Consider the following 22,614-nt stretch of genomic DNA (forward strand, 5'->3'; position numbering starts at 1 on the left):
GCCCCCCCCCGCCCCCGCCCCCCGGCGCGCCCGCGGGGGGCCCCCCCGCGGGGGGGCGCCCGACGGCGCTTTCACACGGGCGGCGGCGCATTCACGCGGTCGGCGGCTCCACGGGGCCCGGGCCGGAGGCGGCGAGGAGTCGGCGGGCGAAGGCGGCATAGGCGCTCCGGAAGTCCGCGGGCTCGATGACGGTGAAGTCGGCGTCGAGGCGGGCGAGGCCGAGGACGAGCCATTCCCAGGAGTCGAGCCAGATCGTCACCTGGGTCTCCCGGTCGCCGGGCCCCTGGTGTATCTCGGCGTCCTCGAACTTCAACGCGTCGGCCACCTGGCCGAGCCGCGCCCGCACGACGAGCCGTACGCGCCGGCGGTCCGCGTTGAGGCCCTGACGGAGGTACGAGAGGGCCGCGTCGGCCGGCAGGGCGCGGGGAGCGTGCCGGACGCCGGTGCGCACCAGGTCGCGGACGCGGTCGAGGCGGAACACCCGCCAGTCGTCCCTGTCCAGGTCCCAGCCCAGCAGATACCAGCGCTGAAGCAGATGCATCTGCCGGTGCGGCTCCACCCGCCGGCGGCTCTCCTCGCCGTGCCTGTCGCTGTAGCCGAACCGCACGACCTCCCTGTCGTTGATCGCCTCGGCGAGACCGGCCAGAAGCGCCGCGCTCACGGCGGGCGCGAGTTGGCGGTCGGTCTCGAGGCTCGCCCGCAGCGCGGCCACGCGCGGACGCAGCCGCGCGGGCAGGAACTGGTCGAGCTTGCCGTACGCGCGGGTGGCCGCGTCGTCGAGGGCCCCGTCCTCGCCGGAACCGGAGGAGGCGAGAGTGGCGAGACCGAGCAGCGCGGCGATCGCCTCGTCGTCGTCCAGGACGAGCGGGGGCATCGTGCGGCCCGCCACGAGCCGGTAGTAGCCGCCCGGTCCGGGCTGTGTCTCGACGGGATAGCCGTACTCCCGGAGCCGGTCCACGTCGCGGCGTACGGTGCGGGGGCTGACGTCCAGGCGCGTGGCGAGTTCGTCCCCGCTGAACGGCCGTCCCGTCTGGAGGATCGACAGCAGGGCCAGCATGCGTCGGGTCACGTCGGCCACCCGCCCATCATGCCCGCAATCGAGGTCAGAATCCGGCCACAATTGCCCGTACGGTCGCGATTATGGCTTCACCACACATCTCCATCAGAGGGGCCCGCACGAACAACCTCCGCGGTGTGGACGTGGACATCCCGCGCGACCGCCTCGTGGTCTTCGCGGGCGTCTCGGGGTCCGGCAAGTCGTCGCTGGTCTTCGACACGATCGCCGCGGAGGCCGGCTACCAGTTGAACGAGACCTTCCCTCCGTTCGCGAGGAACCGGCTGCCGAAGTGGACGCGTCCCGATGTGGAGCACATCGACGGGCTCTCACCGGTAGTGGTGATCGACCAACGGCGCCTCGGAGGCAACGCCCGCTCCACGGTCGGCACGATCACCGACACCTGGACCTACCTGCGGCTGCTGTTCTCCCGCCTCAGCACGCCGCACGTGGGCGAGTCGAACCACTTCTCGTTCAACGATCCGGCCGGAATGTGCCCCACGTGCTCGGGGCTCGGCGACGTCGTCGTCACGGCTGTGGACCGCATCCTCGACCCGGACAAGTCGCTGCGGCAGGGCGCGATCCGGCTTCCCGGGTTCGGCGACGGCAACTACTGGTACTCCCAGTACGCCGACATCGGCGTGTTCAGCCCGGAGACGCCGCTGCGCGACTGGAGCCGGGACGAGCGCGACGCCCTGCTCCACGGGGGCGAGGCGGCGGCGCGGCTGGGACGGCGGCTGGGGCGCGGGCTGCCGAAGGACTACGAGGGGGTCGTCGAGCGGTTCGAGCGGATCTACCTGCACGCCTCGGGGGACCTGTCGGAGCGCAAGCAGGAGACGATCCGCCGGTTCACCCGGTCGCAGATCTGCCCCGACTGCGGGGGAGACCGGCTCAACGAGGCGTCCCGCTCCGCCACCGTCCTCGGGCACACCATCGGCGAGCTGTCCCGGCTGGAGGTCGCCGAACTCGCCGGGCTCGTCCGCGGCGTCGACGCACCGGATGTCGCTCCCGTCGTCGCCGCGCTGACCGCCAGGCTCGACGCCATGGACGCCATCGGCCTGGGGTATCTCAGCCTGGCACGCGCGACGACGACGCTGTCGGGCGGCGAGTCCCAGCGCATCAAGATCGTGAAGCATCTCGGGTCGAGCCTCACCGAGATGCTCTACGTGTTCGACGAGCCCACGGCCGGGCTCCATCCCACCGACGTCGAGTCGATGACGAGCCTGCTGGAGCGGCTGCGCGACAGGGGCAACACCATCCTCGTCGTCGAGCACGACCCCGCCGTCATGGCCGTCGCCGACCAGGTCGTCGAGATCGGTCCCGGCGCCGGCGCCGACGGAGGCCGGCTCGTCTTCCAGGGCACGTTCCCCGAGCTCCGGCGGGCCGCCACCCCCACGGGACGCGCGCTCTCCCGGCCCGCGCCCATCAAGACGGCCCCGCGTACGGCCAAGGCGGCGATCACCGTCGCCGAGGCGACGCGCAACAACCTGCGGCGCGTCACCGTGGACATCCCCACCGGTGTGATGACCGTACTCACCGGCGTCGCCGGCTCGGGGAAGTCCAGCCTGGCCGCCGAACTCGTCGAGCAGCACGACGCCGTCGTGATCGACCAGAGGCCGGTCGGCGTCAACCGCCGGTCCACGCCGATCACCTACACCGGCATCGCGTCGGCCGTCCGCAGGCTGTTCGCCCGGCGCAACGGCGTCTCCGCCGCGCTGTTCAGCGCGAACTCGGACGGCGCCTGCCCGAAGTGCGACGGACTCGGGATCATCTACACCGATCTGGCCTTCATGGACGGCCAGGAGGTCGTCTGCGAGGCATGCGAAGGGCGGCGCTTCACCCCCGAAGTGCTCGCGTACACCGTCGACGGCCTGTCCATCGCCGACGTCGACGCACTCTCCGTCGACCAGGCCAGGCACCGGCTGCCCGACAAGGCCGTCGACCGGGCGCTGCGGCACCTGTCGCAGGCCGGTCTCGGCTATCTCCGGCTGGGCCAGTCGCTCACCACGCTGTCCGGAGGGGAGTGCCAGCGGCTCAAGATCGCCAAGGAGCTGCGCGACGCCGAGCGGCCCACGACGTACGTGCTCGACGAACCCACCACGGGCCTGCACATGAGCGACATCGACGGCCTGCTCCGGGTCCTGGACGCGCTCGTCGACCGGGGGCACACCGTCGTGGTCATCGAGCACAACCTGGACGTCATCCGGCAGGCCGACTGGCTGATCGATCTCGGGCCAGGCCCCGGCAGGCACGGCGGGAACGTCCTCTACCAGGGGCACGTCGCGGACTACCCGCCGGACGCGGGGACGCCGACGGCCCGCGCCCTCGCCGCCCGCCGGTAGCGGTATTCATCGGAGCAGGGACAGGACGGCCTCGCGGATGGCGCCCCTGTCGATGCCGGCGTCCTCCAGCTGTTCCTGGGAGGTCGCGCTGCCGGGCATCCGCGACACGCCCAGCTTGCGCACCGGCACCGGCACCGGCGCGTCCGCGAGCGCCGAGAGCACGGCGTCGCCGAGCCCGCCCTCAGGCCAGTGGTCCTCCACGGTGACGACCTTCCCGGTCGCCCGGGCCATCTCGACCAGCTCGGCCGAGTCGAGCGGCTTGATCGAGTACGCGTCGATCACGGTGACGGAGACGCCGTCCTCGGCGAGCAGGTCGGCGGCGGCCAGAGCCTCGTGGACGGCGACGCCCGCGGCGACGACGGTCGCCTGCCCACCGGTGCGCAGGATCTTGCAGCCGCCCACGGGGAACTCCTCGTCAGGGCCGTAGATCACCGGCGTCTCGCCCCGCGTGGTCCGCAGGTAGCGGACGCCCTCCAGGCCGGCCATGTCCGCGACCAGCCGGGCCGTCTGGTTCGCGTCGCAGGGGTACAGCACGGTGCTGCCGTGCACCGCGCGGAACGCCGCGAGGTCCTCCAGGCCCATCTGGGAGGGCCCGTCCTCGCCGATCGACACCCCGCCGTGCGACCCCACCAGGCAGATCCCGGACCGGCTCACCGCCGCCATCCGGACGAAGTCGTACGCCCTGGTGAGGAAGGCGGCGAACGTCGCGGCGTAGGGGGTCCAGCCGCGCGCGGCCATGCCGATGGCGGCGGCGGTCATCTGCTGCTCGGCGATGTAGCACTCGAAGAACCGCTCCGGGTGCGCCTTGGCGAACGCCTCCAGCTTGGTCGAGTCGGCCACCTCGCCGTCGAGCGCGACGACGTCGCCTCGCGCCGTGCCGAGCGCGGCCAGCGCCTCGCCGAAGGCGGTCCGCGTGGCCACCTGCTCACCCACCTCGTATCTCGGCAGGTCGAGGGCCCCGTCGGCGTACCGGTAGGGCGCGGCCGGGGCGTCGGGCGGGGCGACCTCGACGGTGAGGGAGCGGGGCCCGCCGAGCTCGCCGAGCGCCTGTTCGGCGTCCTCCAGCGGCTTGCCGTGCTTGCCCTCGCGGTTCTCCACGGCCGAGACGCCGCGGCCCTTGCAGGTCCTCGCGATGATCGCCGTCGGACGGCGCCGGGTGGCCCGGGCGTCGGCGAGCGCGTAGTCGATCTGGCCGGGGTCGTGGCCGTCGATCTCGATCGTGTGCCAGCCGAAGGCGCCGAGCCTGGCGGCGTACGCGCCGAGGTCCCAGCCGTGCCGGGTCGGGCCGCGCTGGCCGAGCCGGTTCACGTCGATGATCGCCGTGAGGTTGTTCAGCCCCTCGTGCCCGGCGTGCTCGAACGCCTCCCACATCGATCCCTCGGCGAGCTCGCTGTCGCCGCACAACACCCACACGTGGTAGGGCAGGCGGTCCAGCCTGCGCGCGGTCAGCGCGAGCCCCACCCCCACGGGCAGGCCGAAGCCCAGCGAACCGGTGGCCACGTCGACGAACGGCACCCGCGGGGTGGGATGGCCCTCCAGGCGGCTGCCGCGCCTGCGAAAGGTCAGCAGTTCCTCGTCGGTGACCACCCCGGCGGCCCTGAGCATCGCGTACAGGAGGGGGGAGGCGTGCCCCTTCGAGAAGACGAGGTGGTCGTTGGCCGGGTTGGCCGGATCCGCGACGTCCACGCGCAGGTGACGCGCGAGCAGCACGGCCATCAGCTCGGCCGCCGACATCGAGGACGTCGGATGCCCCGAGCCGGCGGCCGCGGCGGCCCGGACCGAGTCCACCCGGAGCTGGGCCGCGAGTTCGCACAGGAAGCGGTAGTCAAGCTCGTCCATCGCCCCCGACTACCCCCGTACTCCCCTTCGTATCGCCGCAAAAGGTGCGTACCTCGATATGTCGGGAATTTCGCAGTCGTCAGCGGCGGCGCAGGCCGAGACCGGCGACGGCGGCGAGCCCGAGACCGGCGAGGGTGACCAGGCGGCGGTGCTGCGACATCCACAACTGCACGCTGCGGCCGTGCGACCGCCGGTCGAAGCTGCCGTGCGCTCCGTAGTCCTTGTCCTCGTCCGCGGGTTCCCACAGGTTGGACACCCCGGTCGGCGCCTTCTCGCCGGTGAGCTGCGACTTCACCCCGGTTCTGGCGAGGTAGCGGTCGAGCAGGGCGGGCACCGCCCGCTGGCCCATGATCGTGGCCGCGGTCATCCCGCCGACCCAGTACTCCTTGCGCTCCGGATGCTCGGCGGCGTAGACGAGCGCGTCGGCGGCCACCTCCGGCTGGTAGATCGGCGGCACCGGCTGCGCGTGCCGCCGCATCCGGTTCAGCCCCCAGTCGAACTGCGGGGTGTTCAGCGCCGGGAGCTGCACCACCGTGATCTTCACGCCCGAGTCCTCGGCGAGCAGCTCCGTCCGCACCGACTCGGTGAACCCGACGATCGCGTGCTTGGCGCCGCAGTACGCCGACTGCAGCGGGATCGACCGGTAGGCCAGGGCCGAACCCGCCTGCACGATGACGCCCTTGTCCCGCGGCTTCATCATCTCCAGGGCCACCCGGGTGCCCCAGACGTAGCCCAGATAGGTCACCTTGGTCTCGCGCTCGTACTCCTCTGGTGTGATCTCCAGGAACGGCGCGAACACCGTCGTGAACGCGATGTTGATCCACACGTCGATCGGGCCCAGCTCGGCCTCGGCCCGCTGGGCGGCCTGGCGGACCTGGTCGTAGTCGGAGACGTCGGCGGCGAAGGTCTTCCCGGTGCCGCCCTCGGCCCCGACGTCCACGGCGGCGCCGGCGAGGCCCGCCTCTCCACGGGCGATGAGCGCGACCTTCGCGCCCTCCGCTCCGAGCTGCCGGACCACCGCGCGGCCCACCCCGCCGCTCGCGCCGGTCACCACGACGACCTTGTCCTTCAGGCTCACCTCGTCATCCTCTCGATTGCGGCCCGCCGCCAAGTCTCTTCTGCTTGCGCACGGCGAAGGCCATGCTGAGGCCGATGCCCGCCATGATCACCACGACGATCCCGGTCAGCCACCACAGGCGGCCGACGAAGGAAAGCACCAGCACGGCGACGCAGAAGACCAGTGCGAACGACCCGATGCGGATGCGGATCACATCCATCGGGGTCGCCTCCACCATGGGCTTGCCCGTCGGCGAGCGTTGTTCTTCGGTCATGGAGGCCCCTCTACCCTCGAATCCGGTTCACTATCGCCGTGGTGGAGCGGTCCGGGACGTAACCGAGAATCCGCACCTCCCCGCCCAGCTCCCTGACCAGCTCCGCCTCGGGCAGCAGGTCGGGGTGGTAGTCGCCGCCCTTGACGTACACGTCCGGCCGGACGAGCCGCAGCAGCTCGGTCGGGCTGTCCTCGTCGAAGACGGTGATGTAGTCCACGCAACCCAGCGCCGCGAGCACCGCCACCCGGTCCTCGCACCGGTTGATCGGGCGCTCCGGCCCCTTCAGCCGGGCCACGCCGTCGTCGCCGTTCACCGCGACGACCAGCACGTCGCCGAGCCGGGCGGCCTCCTCCAGGCAGGCGACGTGGCCGCGATGCAGCACGTCGAAGCAGCCGTTGGTGAAGACGATCCGCCTGCCCTCGGCGCGGTCGCGCTCCAGGCACGCGGCCAGCCGCTCGGGCGGCAGCGCGGTGTCGGGGCGCAGCGCCTGCAGCAGGTCCTCGTGGGAGCAGGCGGCCGTCCCCTGCCGGCGCACCACCACGCTCGCCGCCGCCTGGCCGATGTCTGCGGCGCGCTCGGGCTCGGCGCCGGCCGCCAGGGCGAGCGAGAACGCCGCCGTGAAGGTGTCGCCCGCGCCGATGCTCATCGTGTCGGGCGCGGGGGTCGCGTACGTGCGGTGCGGCTCCTTGCCACGCCGGTGCAGCAGCGTGCCCTCGCCGTCGAGCGTGGTGACCACGAGGCCGGCGCCGGTGGCCTCGATGAGGTCCTCCGACCGCGCGGACAGGAACGCGACCCTGTCATGGTCGTCGCGGTCGCCGAGCACCTCGCCCAGCAACCGCCGCACCTCTGCGTAGTTGGGCAGCACGGCCGTCGGCCGGCAGTCCCGCCAGGCGGCCACGTCGTGGGCGTCGACCACGAGGATCGGCGCGCCGCGCGATCCCTCGCTCCGGTCGATGCTCAGGTCGCACAGCACCCGGCGGACGTTCGGGGTGCACACCCCGCCGCCGTAGTCGCAGGCGATGATGACGTCGGCGTCCGCCGCGAGCCGGGTGATCTGCTCGATGAGCTCGCGCTCGGCCGCCTCCGGCAGCGGCGCCTCGTCCTCCTCGTCGTACCGCGCCACGATCTGGCCGTCGGTCAGCACCCTGCGCTTGACCGAGGTCCGCCAGCTCCGCACGATGACCAGGCCCTCGATGTCGAGCCGTCCCAGGGTCGCGTTGAGCGTCGCCCCGGCGGGGTCGGCGCCGGTGACGCCCACCATGTGGACCCGTGCGCCGAGGGCGGCCAGGTTCACGGCCGTGTTGGCGGCGCCGCCCGGCTGGTCCTCGATCTGCTCGACGGTCACCACCGGCACCGGGGCCTCCTGCGCCATGCGCTTCGTGCGGCCCCGCAGCCACGAGTCGAGCATCACGTCCCCGACGACGACGGCTGTGACTTCACCGAAACGGTTGAGCGTCTCTTCCGTCATACATCGGCGGCTACCCCCGCAGGCGCAGGGGAAACAACAGGCACGGCAGACCCGGCCGCCCGGTTTGGGGCCGCCGCACCGGGGTAACCGGGATCAGACGTCGCTCCACACGAGCGCTCGGCCGGGGATCAGCCGGCGGGCCGGACGAATGGGGGGGTGTCCAATGGGCGAGGGGGTGGCATGAGCGCGCTGCTCATCGAAGGAGTCGAGCGGATCGCCGTGCTGAGGGCCAACGCCCTCGGCGACCTGCTGCTGGCACTGCCCGCCATCGAGGCGCTCAGGCGGGCCTATCCCGCCGCCAAGATCACCCTGCTCGGCCGCGAGTGGCACGCGCGGTTCCTGCGCGACCGCCCGGGCCCGGTGGACGAGGTGGTGGCGCTGCCGCCCATCTCCGGCGTCTCCTCCCCGCCGGACGGGCCCGTCGCCCCCGAGGAGTTGTACGAGGACCTGCGGCAGCGCAGGTTCGACCTGGCGGTCCAGATGCACGGCGGCGGGCGCAACTCCAATCCGTTCATCCGCCGCCTCGGCGCGCGGGTGACGGCAGGCCTGCGCACCCCCGACGCCGCACCGCTCGACCGCTGGGTGCCGTACGTCCACTACCAGCACGAGACCCTTCGCTATCTGGAGGTGGCGGGGCTGCTCGGCGCGGCCACCAACGAGATCGAGCCGAGGGTCGCGGTCGTCAGGGAGGACTGGGCCGAGTTGAACCGCACGCTCGGCAAGGTGCCGCGGGGGCTGGTGGCGATCCACCCGGGCGCGGGGGACCGGCGCAGGAGATGGCCGCCGGAACGCTTCGCCGAGGTCGCCGACCGCCTCGGACGGCCGGTGGTGGTGACCGGCGTCGAGGAGGAGCGGGAGGTCGTCGAGAAGGTCGTCGCGCAGATGCAGACCCCGGCGAGGGCCGTCGTCGGACAGCTGTCCCTCGGCGGGCTCACCGCGCTGTACGCCGCCTGCGACCTGCTCGTCTCCAACGACACCGGGCCGCGCCACCTGGCGGCGGCGACCGGCACTCCCACCGTGGGGGTCTACTGGTGCGGCAACATGATCAACTGGGGCCCTTTGAGCAGAGGTCACCAGCGGCCGCTGATCTCCTGGACGTCCGGCTGCCCGGTCTGCGGGACACCCGCCGACCCCAAGCTGGGCATGCGGGAGTGCGGCCACCGAGACGTCTCGTGGGTGGGTGACGTGAGCGTGGACGACGTGCTCGAACAGGCGTGGGACCTGCTGCGATGAGCGCCGTCGCCGAGAAGGCGGTCGCGGAGAAGAGTCTCGCGGAGAAGGCGAAGGTCTTCGAGACGCCGCCCGTCGAACTGCGGCCGAGCGACCCGAGCGAGCCGGGCATCCGGCGCAGGCGCCGGGGGCGCGGGTTCAGCTACATCTGGGCCTCGGGCCGGCCCGTGAAGGACCGCGCCACGCTGCGCCGGATCAAGTCCCTCGCGATCCCGCCGGCCTGGACCGACGTGTGGATCTGCGCCCATCCGAACGGCCACCTCCAGGCCGTGGGCACCGACTCCGCGGGCCGGCGGCAGTATCGCTACCACGACGAATGGCGCAGGCAGCAGGACGAGGCCAAGTTCGACCACGTGCTGGAGATCGCCCAGCGGCTCCCCGCGTTCCGCGAGCGGGTCGCGCGCGACCTGCGCGGCGACGAGCTGAGCCGCGAGCGCGTGCTGGCCACCGCCGCACGCATGCTCGACATCGGCTTCTTCCGCGTCGGCGGGGAGGAGTACACCGACTCCTACGGCCTGGCCACGCTGAAGACCTCGCACGTGAAGTGCGGCGACGGCAAGGTCATGTGCCGCTACCTGGCCAAGGGCCGCAAGGAGCGGGAGCAGGTGCTGGCGGACGCCGACGTGTGCGAGGTGCTGACGTCGCTGTCGAAGGGGCACCGGGGCGAGCTGCTGCGCTACCGCACCGACGAGGGCTGGGTGGACGTGCGGAGCGCGGACATCAACGCCTACCTGAAGGAGACATTCGGCACCGACGTCTCGGCCAAAGACTTCCGCACCTGGCACGCCACGGTGCTGGCGGCGGTCGGGCTCGCCGTCTCCCGCCCCGTACGCAGCGGCGCGGGGCGCAAGCGGGCGGTCTCCAGGGTGATGAAGGAGGTGTCGGAGTACCTGGGCAACACGCCGTCGGTGTGCCGCGCCTCCTACGTGGACCCGCGCATCGTCGCGCTGTACGAGAAAGGACGGACGATCCCCCTCGAACGGCTGGGTGAGGATACCGGCGAGGGCCGGCTCGCCACCCACGGGCCGGTCGAGGAGGCCGTCATCGAACTCCTGCGCCGAGCGCCCGCACGGCGGCGTTGACCACCTGGGCGGCCGGGACCGCGGCGTCGAGATGGTCGGCGCCGTCCACCTCGTGCAGGATCGGGTGCCGCCGGTCCGCCGTGGACACGAGCACCGAGGGCGTCCGATAGGCCGCGGCGAGCCGCGTCATCGCGACGTCGCCGCTGATGACCAGCCGGGCCCCGGCGACCAGCGCGCACAGCTCCCGGAGCGAGGTGCGGCCCGCGAGCACGATCTGCGGCGGCAGCACCGCCCGGGTCGCCACGAGCAGGGCCATCGGCCGCTCCCGCGCGCTGCCGGTGATCACGACGGGCAGGCCCTCGTCCGTCAGCATCCGGGCAACCTCGGCGAACCGGTCGGCGGGCCAGCGCAGCGACGTGCCGCCCGCGCCGGGGTGGATCACGACGGCCCCCGGCGCGGCGCTCGCGGTCAGGGGAGTGGGCAGCGCCGAGTCATCCGGATCGGCGGGCACGCCATGCCACTGGAGCAGCCGGCACCACCGCAGCACCTCGTGCTCGCCCGGGTCCCACCACGGCCCCCTGACCCAGGGGACGTCCGGGTTGGCGTACGCCCACAGGCGTCTCGTCCCCTCGCCCCGGTAGCGCAGGTTCAGCAGGATGCGGTGGCTGCGCGGCCCGCGGCCGTGCAGGTTGACGGCGAGGTCCGGCAGGAGCGGCGGGTGATCGGCGTCCTCCTCGCCGGGCCCGGGCCACGACAGCGGCGCGAGCCCGTACGCGGGCAGGATCCGGTCGACCGCGCCGGTGAGCGCGGCGAGTTCGCTCAGCTCCGGCGGGCAGGCCAGGACGACGCGCAGCCCGTGGCGGCGCAGGGCGCGCAGCGCGGGCACCACGGTGAGCAGACCCCCGATGCCGTCAGAGCGCAGCACGAGGGCAGTCGACGTCACCGGCTCACCCCAGGGGTAGGCAGGATCAAGAGGCGCTCCTTTCCAGCTCCCGGGTGGACAGGACCCGGTCGTAAACGGCCAGGGTCTCGGCGGCGATGCGGCTCCAGGCGTACCTCGCGCGGGCCCGGTCGGCTCCCGCGATGCCGTACGCCGTGCGCCGCACCGGGTCGTCGAGCAGCTTGCGTAGCGCCTTGGCCAGCACGGCGGGCTTGCGGGGCGGCACGAGAAGGCCGGTCACGTTGTTGACCACCGTCTCCTTCTGGCCGCCGACGGCCGAGGCGACGACCGGGACGCCGCAGGCCATCGCCTCGAGGGCCACCATCCCGAACGGCTCGTACCAGGGCACGGACACGACGGCGGCGGCCGAGCGCATCAGCGAGGGCAGCGTGTCGCGCTCGACCCGGCCCAGGAAGCGGACCCGGTCGGAGACGCCCGCCTGGGTCGCGAGCCAGCGCAGCCGGGTGACCTCGGGGTCGTGGTGCAGTTCGGCCGCCGGGGGGCCGCCCGCGATGACCAGTTCGGCGTCCCGCAGATACTGCAGCGCCCTGATCGTGGTCTCCAGGCCCTTGCGCGGCACGAGCCGGCCGACCGACAGCAGGCGCGGCCGCTCCGGCCGCTCCAGCGGCTCGACGTGGGGGTGGAAGGTGCTGACGTCCACTCCGCAGGGGACGACCCGGGTCGCGCGGCGCGGCACCCGCATGCGGATCAGCTCGTCGACCTCGTCGGTGCAGGTCGCGATGATGCCGTCGACGCGGCGACCGATGTGGGCCTCGGCCTCGATGCGCTCGCGCGGGCTGGTGTCCGCCGGGCCCTGGTGACGCCGCTTGACGCTGCCGAGCGCGTGGTAGGTGTGGACGACCGGGATGCGCAGTTTCTCCGCCGCGGCGAGCGCGGCCAGGCCGCTCATCCAGAAGTGGCTGTGCACGACGTCCGGGCGGTCGAACAGCCACCGGTCGTGCAGCCACTTCCCGAAGTGGGGGACCCAGGGGAGGATCTCGTCCTTGGGGATCTCGGAGGCGGGGCCCGCGGGGACGTGGACGACATTCACACCCGGGCCGAAGGCGACGGTTTCCGGCAGGTCCTCGCGGTCCTTGCGCGTGTAGACGGTGACCTCGTGCCCGGCGCGGGCCAGCTCGCGGGCGAGGGCGGCGACGTGCACGTTCTGGCCGCCGGCGTCGACACCGCCGAGGGTGGCGAGCGGGCTGGCGTGCTCCGAGACCATGGCGATCTTCACTGGGGGTTCCTCCAAGAGCGGCGGTGATGAGTACCCGGCTCGGGGGTCAGGGAGTCCAGGTGTGCAGGCCCGGCGACCGGGGCGTGGGCGGCGGCCGGTCGCGGTGCGAGGAAGCGGCCGGCGCGGACGCGGCCACGGCGGTTCCCCGGGGCGGAAGGGCCCGCGACGACGGCGGCGCACGCATGGCGGGCCGCGGCGGGACGGCGGAGGGCGGGCGCGTGGCCCGCGGGGACGGCGGCGCGTAAGCGGGGGGCGGCGCCGGAGGCGGCCCGTACGGGACGGGCGGCGATGTGGGGGCCGGTGGAGGGAGTGCCGGTGGAAGAGGTGGGGAAGGCGGTGCTGCCGGTGCCCGCGGTGCCTCGCTTGAAGGCTGACTCAGGGCGGGGTGAAGTCCGGTCACACGTTCCCAAGACGCTCCTCCATCACGGCATGCTCACGCCAAGGAGGTACCTGCGTCTTAGGCACCAGGAATACCAAGAACCATATCCACCCTAGCGCCCGTCAAACCAGTGGTTTCGCCCGGAAAGGGCCGGGCAGCGCTAGCCATACGGAACCGAGGGGGATACACGAGGGGAAGAGATGGAGACGCCGCACTATGTCGCGGCCCGCGTGCAGCGGGCTCTCGCGGAGGACGAACGAACCACCGAGCTGGGCATTCGGGTCGACGTGCGAGGAGAAGAGGTCTACCTGCGCGGCCAGGTCTCCTGTGACGAGCGGCGGCACCAGATCGAGAACGTCGCCCGGGAGGCGGCTCCGGGCCTGCGGATGCACAACGAGATCACCTTGGTGGAGGTGCGGGAGCCGGGAGAGGAGGAGCATCTGTGAGGGAGCTGCGGATCGCCGCCGTCGCGGACATCCATCTGGGCGAGGACCTGCGCGGCCACTATCGCAAGAAGATCGAGGGCATCGAGCGCCGTGCGGACGTGCTGCTGGTGGGAGGCGATCTGACCAGGCACGGCACGATCCCCGAGGCCCGGGTGGTCGCCGAGGAGCTGAGCGGCCTGCCCATCCCCGTCATCGCCGTGCTGGGCAACCACGACTACCACTCCGACCGCAACGAGGAGATCATCGACCTCCTCCGCGACGCCGGCATCGCCGTCCTCGACGACGAGGGCACGGTCGTCCCCATCGACGGCGTACGGCTCGGAGTCGCCGGCGGCAAGGGCTTCGGCGGCGGTTTCGCCGGGAAGTGCGCGAGCGAGTTCGGGGAGCCGGAGACCAAGGCGTTCGTCCGGCACACGAAGGAGATCGCCGAGCGGTGGCGGCGGGCGCTCAAGGAGCTGGACGCCGACCACAAGATCGTGCTCAGCCATTACTCGCCGGTCAAGGACACGCTCATGGGCGAGCCGCCGGAAATCTATCCGTTCCTCGGCAGCTACATGCTGGCGGAGGCGGCCGACGCCGAGGGCGCGGATCTCTTCATTCACGGTCACGCGCACGCGGGCACGGAAAAGGGCGTCACTCCGGGAGGCATTCGGGTGCGGAATGTCGCCCTTCCAGTCATCAAGCACTCCTACACCGTTTACTGCCTGAACGGCGACCATTGCTGATTCGCCGCGTTCTCATCGCGAGACGGCGACCGGCCACTTCGGCCGGCCGCCGTCTCGGTGTCCGCGAGTAGTGTGGGCGAGGTTGGGCTAGGGATTGAAGATGCTGACGCCCCCGGGGCCGACGAGGAATCCGAGGACGATGAGGACGATCCCCCAGAGGATGTCCCGACGGGCCAGGATGACGTAGATCCCGGCGATTACCAGTACCACGGCGATGATCCAAAGCAGAGTAGCCATGGCCCTCCACTGCCCCTACAAAGGGGCTCGTAACATCATCCAGTCCTGGGGCCGATCGAATTTGCGGCGGAAGCACCCATTGTTACGTTTGCTTGACACTATTCGGGCATGTGGTGATACATGACCACTTTCGGATATTTTCTGTCCAGCGAGGAGCATGACCCCAAGGAGCTGGTACGTCAGGCGAAACTCGCCGAGGAAGCCGGCTTCGAGGCGTTGTGGATCTCCGACCACTTTCACCCGTGGCTGGACGAGCAGGGCGAGAGCTCGTTCGTGTGGTCCGTCATCGGGGCCGTCTCACAAGCCACGTCGCTGCCGGTGACCACCGCGGTCACCTGTCCCATCATCCGCATCCACCCGGCGATCATCGCCCAGGCCGCGGCGACCGCCCAGATCCTGCTGGACGGCAGGTTCCGCCTGGGGGTCGGCACCGGTGAGGCGCTGAACGAGCACATCCTGGGCGACCAGTGGCCACCGGCCGAGGAGCGTCAGCGCATGCTGGAGGAGGCCCTGGACGTCATCAGGGAGCTGTGGACCGGCGAGCTGGTGACCTACCGCGGCGAGTTCTACGAGGTGGACACGGCCCGGCTGTACTCGCTGCCCGACCAGCCTCCGCCGATCTACATCTCGGGCTTCGGGCCCAAGTCCGTCGAGCTCGCGGGGCGGCTCGGCGACGGCTACATCCACACCGCGCCCGCCGCCGACATGGTCGAGGCGTTCCACAAGGCGGGCGGCGAGGGCAAGCCGAGCGCGGCCGGGCTGAAGGTGTGCTGGGCGAACGACGAGGCCGATGCGCGCAGGACCGTTCACCGGCTCTGGCCCAACCAGGGGATCCCGGGCGAGGCCGCCCAGCTCCTGCCGCTGCCGCGGCACTTCGAGCAGCTCTCGCAGCTCGTTACGGAGGAGGCAGCCACCCAGTCGACGCCCTGCGGGCCTTCCCCGGAGGCGCACCTGAGCGCGATCCGTGAGTACGTGGACGCCGGCTTCGACGAGGTCTACATCTCCCAGATCGGCAAGGAGCAGGAGGGATTCTTCGAGTTCTACTCGACGCAGATCCTCCCGCGCCTGCGGGAACGGCGCTGACGCGTCTGGGGGAGCGGCGCTGACGCGACGCGGACAAGAGCGCGACCGCGGGTATCGCGGTCGCGCGCTCACATTTTCTGGTCCTCGTTCTTGACCAGGCGCAGCGACAGGAGCGGCTGGACGAACCACAGCCAGGCACACAGCAGCGCCACTCCCGCGCCGACCAGCGCGGCGGGCCCGGGGCTGGTCAGCGCGTCCAGAACCAGGGCGGTGGAGCAGGTCATGGACACGGCCAGGGCCAGCCCGCCGGCCACGCCCAGCCGGTTGGCCCGGCGCAGCAGCAACTCCTTGAGCCCCGACCGGAACAGGATCCGGTGCTGGGTCGCCGGGGCGATCGTGCAGATCGACGCGACCGCCGCGCTGACGACCGCCAGGTAGAACAACCAGTTCCCGGTCGTGTCGATCTTGCCGAAACCGGAGGAGAACGGGAGCGTCAGCAGGAACGCGAACAGCACCTGCACGCCCGTCGCGGCCACTCGGAGACCCTGCAGCAGCTCGCCGAGCTCGCGGTCGACGCGCTCCTTCGGGCTCTCGTCGGTGTTCTCCAGAGGCTCGAGCACCTCACTCATGCCGCTGCCTCGCCTGGCGGCTCGGGGTTGGGTCGTGCCGAAGGCGCGCGAGACAGGGGTCGTGCCGAAGGCGCGCAGATCAGCACCCCACCCAGCGCGCTGTGCTTATCGATTCGCTCGCTCCGCTCGCTCATTCCTCGGCCTTCTTCATCAGGCGCGCGTAGGCGAGCTGAAGCCAGTCGGAGATCGCCACGGCCGCCATGGTCGCCCCGGCGAGCCGGGTCAGCCTCGGGAAGAACACGGTGCCCGCCGCGTATCCCGTCGCGACCCACTGGGACAGGCAGAACGGGCAGGTCAGCAGCTCACCCACGGCGTGCTGCAGTCCGTGACCGCGGACCTTCTCCTTGAGCTCCGCCGGGCCGGAGACGCCCTCGTAACGGGTGAAGGGGGCGCGGATGGGACTGGTGACAGGGTCCTTCGCGAGCGTCCGCGAGAGCCGGTGCGTGAACAGCCCCATGAGCATGAGGTCCATCACCTTGATCTTCTCGGGGCATTCGCGGCCTGTCAGTTTCGCCGCGGCGAGCAGCGCCGTGACGGCCCCGCCGTACACCGCGAGAACCCGTGTGTACGAGGCCAGCGGACGGTTGTCCTGCCCCTCGTACTCGCGCTTGATCTCCTGGAGGGTCTCGGTCATGAGCGCGCCCTACCCGGGATTGTTTGCGGCGAACATGGCTGGGCAAGCGACGTGAGTGGGTAGTCACAGTCACGAAGTCACCGACGCGATTCTTGAGACGCTCAAGCGCGCCGGGGCCGGTCTCAAGGAGGCCGGGGTGCGGTTCGCTCTGGCCGGAGGCTGCGCCGGCTACGCGAGGGGCGCCGCGCCGTCACTGCACGACGTCGACTTCGCCTTGGTCGAGGAAGACGTCCCGCTCGCGCTGAAAACCCTGGAAAGCCTGGGTTTCCGGACCGCGAAACCACCGGAGGACTGGCTGGTCAAGGCGTTCGACGAGGAAGGGATCCTCGTCGACCTGATCTTCTCGCTGGCCGACAGGCCTGTGACCGAAGCCATGATCGCTCGAGCCGAGCCGATCAACACCGCCGCGCTGAGCCTGCCCGTCCTCGAGGCCACCGATCTTGTCATCTCCTGGATACTGCCGCTGTCGGAGCACGCCTGCGACTACGGCTCGCTGCTGCCCATGGTCCGCGCCATGCGGGAGCAGGTGGACTGGGACCGGGTCGCCTCGGTCGCCGCGCCGTCGCCGTACGCGTCGACGTTCGTCACGCTCCTGGAGCGGCTGCGCATCATCGCCCCTACGTCACCTCGGCCGGACAGCACCTGGCCGTGAACGCCGCACTCCGGCCCGCCGTCCCGGTCCATGCGGAGGAGGGGCCGGGCGGGGTCCGGCTCGGCGGCGTGGAGAGGGGCCGTGCCGTGACACGGCGCGGCCCCCTTCCACATGTCACTCACATGGACGAAGTGCGGGGGAAACGTCCGTAGTACTCCCCGACACGGTTCCGATAGCCCGGGTCGCTCATCGCCGACTCGTCGAACTCAGGCGCGTTCTTGATCTCCTGTTTGGTGCGGCTGACGAAGACCTTGCGATCCTGGAAGTCGATCCTCGTCACCACACTCGCGGGGAGCATGACCTTCTTGCCGAAGATCCACGGGCCCGTGTCCACGACGATGTAGCTCTGGCCGGCCTCGTAGGTGGCCTCGTCCACGGAACCGATCTTCCCGTCCACGGCCTGCACGTCGTATCCGGCGATGTCCATCTGCTGTCCCGTGCCCGACACGGTGTCGGAATACGACCAGAGATCCGGTGTCATGGTGGTCACTCCCTTCGTCGTCACTGCACGTACCCGAAGGTGAGAAGGGGAACATCCCGGACACGTAAGGGCAGGACATGATCTGGTCGCCCGTGTTCCGGCAAGACGAGCGCGCCGGTGGCGCGGAGCACCTCCGGATGCCGCTACTCTTGTGGTGCGGGCGCCGCTAGCTCAGTTGGTTAGAGCAGCTGACTCTTAATCAGCGGGTCCGGGGTTCGAGTCCCTGGCGGCGCACCACGAGAAGGCCCGGTTCGGCATAGCTGACCTGGGCCTTCCGCGTTCTTCCGGCCGGCCTTCGGCTCGCGACCCGGCTCCTGACCCGGCTCGTCGCCCGAGATCGCTGAACGCGCCGCTTCCGTGCCGGGAGGGCGGGCGGGGCGGCGGTCAACGAGAGGTCTCGTACCAGTGGTAGGGGATCGACCAGTCCCAGTGCTCGGCCTCCTCCTGTTCATGCGCGAGGTGGGGCGCGTCGGGGGACCAGGTCAGCGCGTAGGCGAGGCCGAACTGGGCGGCCCAGTACCGTCCGAGCCGCACGAATCCCCGGCCGAGAGCGAAGATCATTCGCTTCGCCAGCGAGAACACCATGGGGCACCACTCCTCGCACGATCAGGCACGGCACCAATGTGGCCCAGATCACTCCGTATCTGGAAATAAAGATTTAATCTGGTCGAATCCTCCATGTAAATGCCCAGAGCGGTACGTGACTCCCCGCAGTCGCATCTGGTCGTACGCGTGACGATCTCGCGGGAGTATGTCGGTCATGGCACCTTTCGAGATCGGTGAGACCGCCCTGGTGGTGGAGGTCCCCTCGGCCGAGCCCCTGGTCCGGGGCCTGCGGGAACGCTACGACTCCTCCGCGGCGTACGGCATGCCCGCGCACGTCACCCTCCTGTATCCGTTCCTCCCGCGAGAACGCCTCGACGACGGCGTGCTCGCCGCACTGCGGGACCTGTTCGCGGCGCGGCGGCCGTTCGAGGTCGCGTTCGGGGAGGTCGGCCGCTTCCCTGGCGTGCTCTACCTCGCACCGGCACCGGACGGCCCGCTGCGCGAGCTCACCGAGGCGGTGGTGGGCCGTTGGCCGGAGGCGCCGCCGTACGGAGGCCGCTTCGGCGACATCGTGCCGCACCTCACGGTCGCGGAGGGCCTCTGCGGTGAGGTCGGCGGTGAGGTCGGCGGCGAGGCCGTCGCCGGGGTCGCGGCCGAGCTGACGGCCGGCCCACCCGTGACGACGCTCGTCAGCGGCGTGACGCTGCGGGTGTTCGACGGCGAGAGCTGGAGAGCGGAGGGGTTCTTCCCCCTGGGTGAGCCGCCGGTGGCCGAGTTCGCCTTCCCCGGGCCGCTTCGCGATCGCCTGGTGGCGGCGATCCTGAGCGGGGACAAGACGGCCACCGCGGGTCTGCTGGCGGACTACGAGCACTGCGGTGATCCCCTCCCGGTCGTCGGCCGGTGGACGGCGCTGATCGACTCGGCCGGGCGGCGAGTGGCGCTGCTGGAGACCACGCAGGTGCGGGTGGTGCCGATGCGGGAGATCGACGAGGCGTTCGCCCGCGACGAGGGTGAGGGGTACGACACCGTCGCCCAGTGGCGGGCCGCGCACGAGCGCTTCTGGACCGGCCCGGAGATGTCCGCCTTCCTGGGCGGAACCCCGGTCATCGACGACGACACGCCGATCGTGGCCGAACGCTTCCGCCTGCTCGGATGAGATTCCGCCGGGCCCGCCTGACAGCCACTCCCGCCGGCCTGTGGATAACGTCACGGCACCGGCGGCCGGGGCTGACAGAATCGCTCGCACGACCGACCGGGGCGGCCGTCGAGGATTCCGGGAGGCGTCGATCGGGGGAGGGCGAGCGGATGAGCGGCGGAGAGCGGGCGGACGCGCGGCGGCGGTGGAGCCTCGGGCCGCCGGGCGGCGCCGCCTGGAGTTTCCCCTGGTCGTCCGGCTCTCCGGGGGAGGCGGCCGAGGAACTGGTAGCCGGACTGCTGTCCGCGGCGCTGGAGGCGCGGCGCCGCCTCGACGAGGGCGAGTTCCGGCGATGCGTGAAGGTCCTCGCGCAGGGCCAGGGGCTGCGCCAGGCCGTGGACCGCGCCCTGCTCGACGCCCTGAACCGGCAGGTGACGCACGCCTGGCACGGCGGCTGGCAGCCCGCCGACGTCGTCCGGCTGGCGGGCCGGCGGCTGGAGGCCCGCCACGTCCGCCTCGTGACCGACGCCGTCGCGGCCGAGATGCGCGCCTACGCCGCGGCGACCGTGGACGACCGCTGGCTCGACCAGCTCGAGGCCATCGGCGCGACGGTGTGGTGGGGCCGCGACGAGGAGTACCTCCGTGAGAACGGCGACCGGACCGCGATGGTCGCCTGCGCGCTCCGGGTGATCCATCTGCTGGCCACGCTGCCGCCGCTGGAGCGGCTGTGCCCCGTGCCGGGAACGGCCCGCCGTACGCCCGGCTCCCGCGGGGGCGCCGTCGACGAGCGGATGCTCGCCCGGGTGCGGGCCCTGCTGGCCAAGGCCGAGTCGACCGAGTTCGAGGCGGAGGCCGAGACGTTCACCGCCGCGGCGCAGGCGCTGATGGCCCGGCACAGCATCGACGCCGCGCTGCTCGCCTCCGGGGCGGCCGGCCCGGATGGAGCCGGTCGGCCGGAGGGTCGCCGGCTGGGTGTCGACGCGCCCTACGAGGGCCCGAAGGCGATGCTGCTGGACGTCATCGCCTCGGCCAACCACTGCCGCTCCGTGTGGAGCCGGCATTTCGGGTTCGCCACCGTGCTCGGATTCCCCGCGGACCTGGCCGCGGTGGAGGTCTTGTTCACCTCCCTGCTGGTGCAGGCCACGACCGCGATGAGAGTGACCGGATCTCGCCGGGACGGCTCCGGCCGTTCCCGCACGCGGTCGTTCCGGCAGTCGTTCCTCGCGGCGTACGCCCAGCGGATCGGCGAGCGGCTGGAAGAAGCGGCGGGACAGGCGGTGCGGGAGGCCGCCGCCGATGCCGGGCGCGACCTGCTGCCGGTGCTGGCGGCCCGGGAACAGGCCGTCGAGGCGAAGGTCGAGGAGATCTTCCCGACGCTGACCATGATCGGCGCGGGCGCGGTCAGCAACCGGGAGGGCTGGATCTCCGGCCGCGCCGCCGCCGACCGGGCCGTCCTCGACGTACGCGGAAAGATCGCAGAGGGAGGCCGTTGATCCGGAGGCGTACCTGGGCCCGGAACCTCCAGGACCGGGCATGATGGGTCGCGCAGGCAGCGGTGTGAGCAAGGAGTGGCCGTGAGCAGATACGAGCGGTGGAACACCTTGCTGGAGCTGCTCGCCGAGCGCGGACACCTGGATGTGGAGGAGACCGCCGAGCACCTCGGCGTGTCGCCCGCCACGGTGCGGCGGGACTTCGACGAGCTGGCCTCCCAGCAACTCCTCACCCGCACGCGTGGCGGGGCGTCGGCGCACAGCGTCACCTATGACCTGCCCCTGCGATACAAGGTCGCCAGGCACGCCCCGGAGAAGCAGCGCATCGGAGCCGCGGCGGCCGCGATGGTCCCCGCCGGCGCCACCGTCGGCCTGAACGGCGGTACGACGTTGACGGAGGTCGGCCGGGCGCTGGCCACGCGCCCCGACCTGAACACCGACCAGCGGGGCCCGGTGGTCACCGTGGTGACCAACGCCCTGAACATCGCCAACGAGCTGGTGCTCCGCCCGCAGATCCACGTCGTCACCACGGGCGGCTCCGCCCGGCCCCAGTCATACGAGCTGATCGGGCCGATCGCCGCCGGCATGCTGGAGCGCGTCGCCCTGGACCTGGCGATCCTGGGAGTCGACGCCCTGCACCTGGAGCACGGCGCGAGCGCCCACAACGAGGGGGAGGCGGCGGTCAACCAGATCATGGCCTCCCGCGCGCAGCAGGTCGTCATCGTGGCGGACAGCTCGAAGCTCGGCAGGCGGGCGTTCGCCCGGATCTGCCCGGTGAACCAGATCGACATCCTCGTCACCGACAGCGCGGCGACCGAGGAGCAGACGGCGCCTTTCGCCGACGCGGGTGTCAAGGTCGTACGCGCCTGAGAGACCTCCGGGCGCACGCATCGGTCCCGTGTACCGGGTCGCGTGCGCCGGGGGCTCTGTCACGAGGTCAGCACGCCGAGGAGGTGGGCGACCTCCCGGGTGACCGCGTCGCGGCCCGCCTTGAGATATTTGCGCGAGTCGACCACGGACGTGTCGGCGGTCAGGCGGTCGCGGACCGCCGCCGTGAACGCCTTGTTGAGATGGGTCGCGATATTGATCTTCTTCATGCCGTGCCGTACGGCCGCTCGAATGGTCTCGTCCGGAACCCCGGAGGAGCCGTGCAGCACCAGCGGGACCGGGACGGCGGTGTGGAGCTCGGCGATCAGGCCGAGATCGAGAACCGCGTCCTTCGTCGTCATGGCGTGCGAGCTGCCGACCGCGACGGCCAGGGCGTCCACCCCGGTCCTCTCGACGTAGCCGGCCGCCTCGTCCGGCCTGGTCCTGGCGCCCGGGGCGTGCACGCCGTCCTTGCCGCCGATCTCGCCGAGCTCGGCCTCCACCCACACGCCGCGCTCGTGGCACCAGCGCGACACCTCGGCCGTGGCCGTCGCGTTGGCCTCGTGGTCCAGGGCGGACGCGTCGTACATCACCGAGCCGAGGCCGAGGCCGACGGCCTCCTCGACCAGGGACCTGTCGGTGGCGTGGTCGAGGTGCACGGCCACCGGGACGGCGGCGGCCCGGGCCAGGGCGAGCGACGCCAGCGCGACCGGGGCCAGCGCGCCGTGGTAGCGCACGCAGTTCTCACTGATCTGCAGCACCACGGGGACGCCGGCGGACTCGGCGCCTGCGACGATGGCCTCCGCGTGTTCGAGCTGGATCATGTTGAACGCGCCCACGCCCAGGGGCGCGTCGCGGATGATGTCGCCGATGCCGGCGAGGGGCATGGTGGGCCTCCGAAGGTCCG

At 71.7% G+C, this 22,614-nt stretch carries 24 protein-coding genes and 1 tRNA gene; 12 read left to right on the forward strand and 13 right to left on the reverse strand.

The annotated features are described in order from the left end of the window. Positions 1-91: 91 nt before the first annotated feature. Entirely contained in the window at positions 92-1,078 is a 987-nt protein-coding gene (locus tag IL992_RS01250) for a helix-turn-helix transcriptional regulator (RefSeq protein ID WP_193201437.1), read from the reverse strand. A gap of 62 nt (positions 1,079-1,140) precedes the next feature. Here IL992_RS01250 and IL992_RS01255 point away from each other — a divergent pair, with 62 nt between their 5' ends. Then, positions 1,141-3,396, forward strand: a complete 2,256-nt coding sequence (locus IL992_RS01255) for an ATP-binding cassette domain-containing protein (protein ID WP_193201438.1) — start codon at positions 1,141-1,143, stop codon at positions 3,394-3,396. Between the two features lie 6 nt (positions 3,397-3,402). Here the strand turns inward: IL992_RS01255 and IL992_RS01260 are convergent, their stop codons facing one another. From IL992_RS01260 to rfaE2, 4 genes are all read right to left on the reverse strand, one after another. Next, entirely contained in the window at positions 3,403-5,235 is a 1,833-nt protein-coding gene (locus IL992_RS01260) for a transketolase (protein WP_193201439.1), read from the reverse strand. Between the two features lie 79 nt (positions 5,236-5,314). Beyond that, positions 5,315-6,307: an SDR family oxidoreductase gene (locus IL992_RS01265; protein ID WP_142558261.1), complete on the reverse strand. Its 993-nt coding sequence runs from the start codon at positions 6,305-6,307 to the stop codon at positions 5,315-5,317. Positions 6,308-6,317: 10 nt separating this feature from the next. Further along, the gene (locus IL992_RS01270) at positions 6,318-6,566 is read right to left on the reverse strand and encodes a hypothetical protein (RefSeq protein WP_193201440.1); all 249 of its coding nucleotides are present in this window, start codon (positions 6,564-6,566) and stop codon (positions 6,318-6,320) included. 10 nt (positions 6,567-6,576) lie between these two features. Beyond that, complete coding sequence (rfaE2, locus tag IL992_RS01275; protein WP_193201441.1) at positions 6,577-8,034, reverse strand: D-glycero-beta-D-manno-heptose 1-phosphate adenylyltransferase; 1,458 nt, start codon at positions 8,032-8,034, stop codon at positions 6,577-6,579. A 180-nt stretch (positions 8,035-8,214) separates the two neighbouring features. Here rfaE2 and IL992_RS01280 point away from each other — a divergent pair, with 180 nt between their 5' ends. Both IL992_RS01280 and IL992_RS01285 read left to right on the forward strand, forming a co-directional pair. After that, on the forward strand, positions 8,215-9,267 hold the full coding sequence (locus IL992_RS01280; protein WP_193201442.1) for a glycosyltransferase family 9 protein: 1,053 nt from the start codon (positions 8,215-8,217) through the stop codon (positions 9,265-9,267). Next, positions 9,264-10,346 carry a DNA topoisomerase IB gene (locus IL992_RS01285; protein WP_193201443.1) on the forward strand — a complete coding sequence of 361 codons (1,083 nt, stop codon included), beginning with the start codon at positions 9,264-9,266 and terminating at the stop codon, positions 10,344-10,346. The genes IL992_RS01280 and IL992_RS01285 overlap by 4 nt, the downstream gene beginning before the upstream one ends. On the opposite strand, the gene IL992_RS01290 is transcribed toward IL992_RS01285, so the two are convergent. Further along, on the reverse strand, positions 10,306-11,229 hold the full coding sequence (locus IL992_RS01290) for a glycosyltransferase family 9 protein (protein ID WP_193201444.1): 924 nt from the start codon (positions 11,227-11,229) through the stop codon (positions 10,306-10,308). The genes IL992_RS01285 and IL992_RS01290 overlap by 41 nt on opposite strands. 25 nt (positions 11,230-11,254) lie before the next feature. Further along, positions 11,255-12,463 (reverse strand): glycosyltransferase, encoded by a 1,209-nt coding sequence (locus IL992_RS01295; RefSeq protein ID WP_193201445.1) that lies wholly within the window; start codon positions 12,461-12,463, stop codon positions 11,255-11,257. A gap of 59 nt (positions 12,464-12,522) precedes the next feature. Between IL992_RS01295 and IL992_RS01300 the strand changes: the two genes are divergently transcribed. The 3 genes from IL992_RS01300 (at position 12,523) to IL992_RS01310 (ending at position 14,013) form a co-directional block, all read left to right on the forward strand. After that, positions 12,523-12,708 (forward strand): hypothetical protein, encoded by a 186-nt coding sequence (locus tag IL992_RS01300; protein WP_193201446.1) that lies wholly within the window; start codon positions 12,523-12,525, stop codon positions 12,706-12,708. A gap of 334 nt (positions 12,709-13,042) precedes the next feature. Beyond that, positions 13,043-13,288 carry a BON domain-containing protein gene (locus tag IL992_RS01305; RefSeq protein WP_193201447.1) on the forward strand — a complete coding sequence of 82 codons (246 nt, stop codon included), beginning with the start codon at positions 13,043-13,045 and terminating at the stop codon, positions 13,286-13,288. Beyond that, complete coding sequence (locus IL992_RS01310) at positions 13,285-14,013, forward strand: metallophosphoesterase family protein (RefSeq protein WP_319018251.1); 729 nt, start codon at positions 13,285-13,287, stop codon at positions 14,011-14,013. Before IL992_RS01305 ends, IL992_RS01310 begins: the two co-directional genes overlap by 4 nt. A gap of 87 nt (positions 14,014-14,100) precedes the next feature. On the opposite strand, the gene IL992_RS01315 is transcribed toward IL992_RS01310, so the two are convergent. Further along, the gene (locus IL992_RS01315) at positions 14,101-14,250 is read right to left on the reverse strand and encodes a GPGG-motif small membrane protein (RefSeq protein ID WP_167530303.1); all 150 of its coding nucleotides are present in this window, start codon (positions 14,248-14,250) and stop codon (positions 14,101-14,103) included. Positions 14,251-14,370: 120 nt separating this feature from the next. Here IL992_RS01315 and IL992_RS01320 point away from each other — a divergent pair, with 120 nt between their 5' ends. Next, positions 14,371-15,333, forward strand: coding sequence for an LLM class F420-dependent oxidoreductase (locus tag IL992_RS01320; protein WP_193201448.1), 963 nt, complete (start codon positions 14,371-14,373; stop codon positions 15,331-15,333). A 68-nt stretch (positions 15,334-15,401) separates the two neighbouring features. On the opposite strand, the gene IL992_RS01325 is transcribed toward IL992_RS01320, so the two are convergent. After that, on the reverse strand, positions 15,402-15,902 hold the full coding sequence (locus IL992_RS01325; RefSeq protein ID WP_193201449.1) for a DUF6328 family protein: 501 nt from the start codon (positions 15,900-15,902) through the stop codon (positions 15,402-15,404). Between the two features lie 130 nt (positions 15,903-16,032). Continuing rightward, positions 16,033-16,536, reverse strand: a complete 504-nt coding sequence (locus IL992_RS01330) for a DUF1360 domain-containing protein (protein WP_193201450.1) — start codon at positions 16,534-16,536, stop codon at positions 16,033-16,035. Between the two features lie 55 nt (positions 16,537-16,591). Between IL992_RS01330 and IL992_RS01335 the strand changes: the two genes are divergently transcribed. Continuing rightward, a complete protein-coding gene (locus tag IL992_RS01335; protein ID WP_193201451.1) occupies positions 16,592-17,188 on the forward strand; it encodes a nucleotidyltransferase family protein in 597 nt (198 codons plus the stop codon). Between the two features lie 118 nt (positions 17,189-17,306). Here the strand turns inward: IL992_RS01335 and IL992_RS01340 are convergent, their stop codons facing one another. Continuing rightward, complete coding sequence (locus IL992_RS01340; RefSeq protein WP_193201452.1) at positions 17,307-17,669, reverse strand: PRC-barrel domain containing protein; 363 nt, start codon at positions 17,667-17,669, stop codon at positions 17,307-17,309. A 160-nt stretch (positions 17,670-17,829) separates the two neighbouring features. On the opposite strand from IL992_RS01340, the gene IL992_RS01345 reads away from it, so the two are divergent. Continuing rightward, positions 17,830-17,906 (forward strand) — tRNA-Lys (locus IL992_RS01345). A gap of 147 nt (positions 17,907-18,053) precedes the next feature. Here IL992_RS01345 and IL992_RS01350 read toward each other — a convergent pair. After that, positions 18,054-18,254 carry a hypothetical protein gene (locus IL992_RS01350; protein ID WP_193201453.1) on the reverse strand — a complete coding sequence of 67 codons (201 nt, stop codon included), beginning with the start codon at positions 18,252-18,254 and terminating at the stop codon, positions 18,054-18,056. Positions 18,255-18,429: 175 nt separating this feature from the next. Here IL992_RS01350 and IL992_RS45675 point away from each other — a divergent pair, with 175 nt between their 5' ends. The 3 genes from IL992_RS45675 to IL992_RS01370 all read left to right on the forward strand — a co-directional run bounded on the left by IL992_RS45675 (position 18,430) and on the right by IL992_RS01370 (position 21,710). Then, entirely contained in the window at positions 18,430-19,371 is a 942-nt protein-coding gene (locus IL992_RS45675) for a 2'-5' RNA ligase family protein (RefSeq protein WP_226872054.1), read from the forward strand. A gap of 149 nt (positions 19,372-19,520) precedes the next feature. After that, on the forward strand, positions 19,521-20,843 hold the full coding sequence (locus IL992_RS01365) for a DUF2786 domain-containing protein (RefSeq protein WP_193201454.1): 1,323 nt from the start codon (positions 19,521-19,523) through the stop codon (positions 20,841-20,843). A gap of 81 nt (positions 20,844-20,924) precedes the next feature. After that, positions 20,925-21,710 carry a DeoR/GlpR family DNA-binding transcription regulator gene (locus IL992_RS01370; RefSeq protein ID WP_139577124.1) on the forward strand — a complete coding sequence of 262 codons (786 nt, stop codon included), beginning with the start codon at positions 20,925-20,927 and terminating at the stop codon, positions 21,708-21,710. A 59-nt stretch (positions 21,711-21,769) separates the two neighbouring features. On the opposite strand, the gene IL992_RS01375 is transcribed toward IL992_RS01370, so the two are convergent. Next, positions 21,770-22,594 (reverse strand): class II fructose-bisphosphate aldolase, encoded by an 825-nt coding sequence (locus tag IL992_RS01375; RefSeq protein WP_193201455.1) that lies wholly within the window; start codon positions 22,592-22,594, stop codon positions 21,770-21,772. Positions 22,595-22,614: the final 20 nt, after the last annotated feature.

Origin of the sequence: Microbispora sitophila, assembly GCF_014892245.1 — a bacterium.
GTDB lineage: Bacteria > Actinomycetota > Actinomycetes > Streptosporangiales > Streptosporangiaceae > Microbispora > Microbispora siamensis.

Excerpts from the sequence above, each read along its gene's own strand:
- rfaE2 (WP_193201441.1), bottom strand. The coding sequence starts at position 8,034 with ATGACGGAAGAGACGCTCAACCGTTTCGGTGAAGTCACAGCCGTCGTC.
- IL992_RS01325 (WP_193201449.1), bottom strand. The coding sequence starts at position 15,902 with ATGAGTGAGGTGCTCGAGCCTCTGGAGAACACCGACGAGAGCCCGAAG.
- IL992_RS01255 (WP_193201438.1), top strand. The coding sequence starts at position 1,141 with ATGGCTTCACCACACATCTCCATCAGAGGGGCCCGCACGAACAACCTC.
- IL992_RS01350 (WP_193201453.1), bottom strand. The coding sequence starts at position 18,254 with ATGGTGTTCTCGCTGGCGAAGCGAATGATCTTCGCTCTCGGCCGGGGA.
- IL992_RS01270 (WP_193201440.1), bottom strand. The coding sequence starts at position 6,566 with ATGACCGAAGAACAACGCTCGCCGACGGGCAAGCCCATGGTGGAGGCG.
- IL992_RS45675 (WP_226872054.1), top strand. The coding sequence starts at position 18,430 with ATGGCACCTTTCGAGATCGGTGAGACCGCCCTGGTGGTGGAGGTCCCC.
- IL992_RS01375 (WP_193201455.1), bottom strand. The coding sequence starts at position 22,594 with ATGCCCCTCGCCGGCATCGGCGACATCATCCGCGACGCGCCCCTGGGC.
- IL992_RS01305 (WP_193201447.1), top strand. The coding sequence starts at position 13,043 with ATGGAGACGCCGCACTATGTCGCGGCCCGCGTGCAGCGGGCTCTCGCG.
- IL992_RS01365 (WP_193201454.1), top strand. The coding sequence starts at position 19,521 with ATGAGCGGCGGAGAGCGGGCGGACGCGCGGCGGCGGTGGAGCCTCGGG.
- IL992_RS01260 (WP_193201439.1), bottom strand. The coding sequence starts at position 5,235 with ATGGACGAGCTTGACTACCGCTTCCTGTGCGAACTCGCGGCCCAGCTC.
- IL992_RS01315 (WP_167530303.1), bottom strand. The coding sequence starts at position 14,250 with ATGGCTACTCTGCTTTGGATCATCGCCGTGGTACTGGTAATCGCCGGG.
- IL992_RS01280 (WP_193201442.1), top strand. The coding sequence starts at position 8,215 with ATGAGCGCGCTGCTCATCGAAGGAGTCGAGCGGATCGCCGTGCTGAGG.
- IL992_RS01330 (WP_193201450.1), bottom strand. The coding sequence starts at position 16,536 with ATGACCGAGACCCTCCAGGAGATCAAGCGCGAGTACGAGGGGCAGGAC.
- IL992_RS01320 (WP_193201448.1), top strand. The coding sequence starts at position 14,371 with ATGACCACTTTCGGATATTTTCTGTCCAGCGAGGAGCATGACCCCAAG.
- IL992_RS01285 (WP_193201443.1), top strand. The coding sequence starts at position 9,264 with ATGAGCGCCGTCGCCGAGAAGGCGGTCGCGGAGAAGAGTCTCGCGGAG.
- IL992_RS01340 (WP_193201452.1), bottom strand. The coding sequence starts at position 17,669 with ATGACACCGGATCTCTGGTCGTATTCCGACACCGTGTCGGGCACGGGA.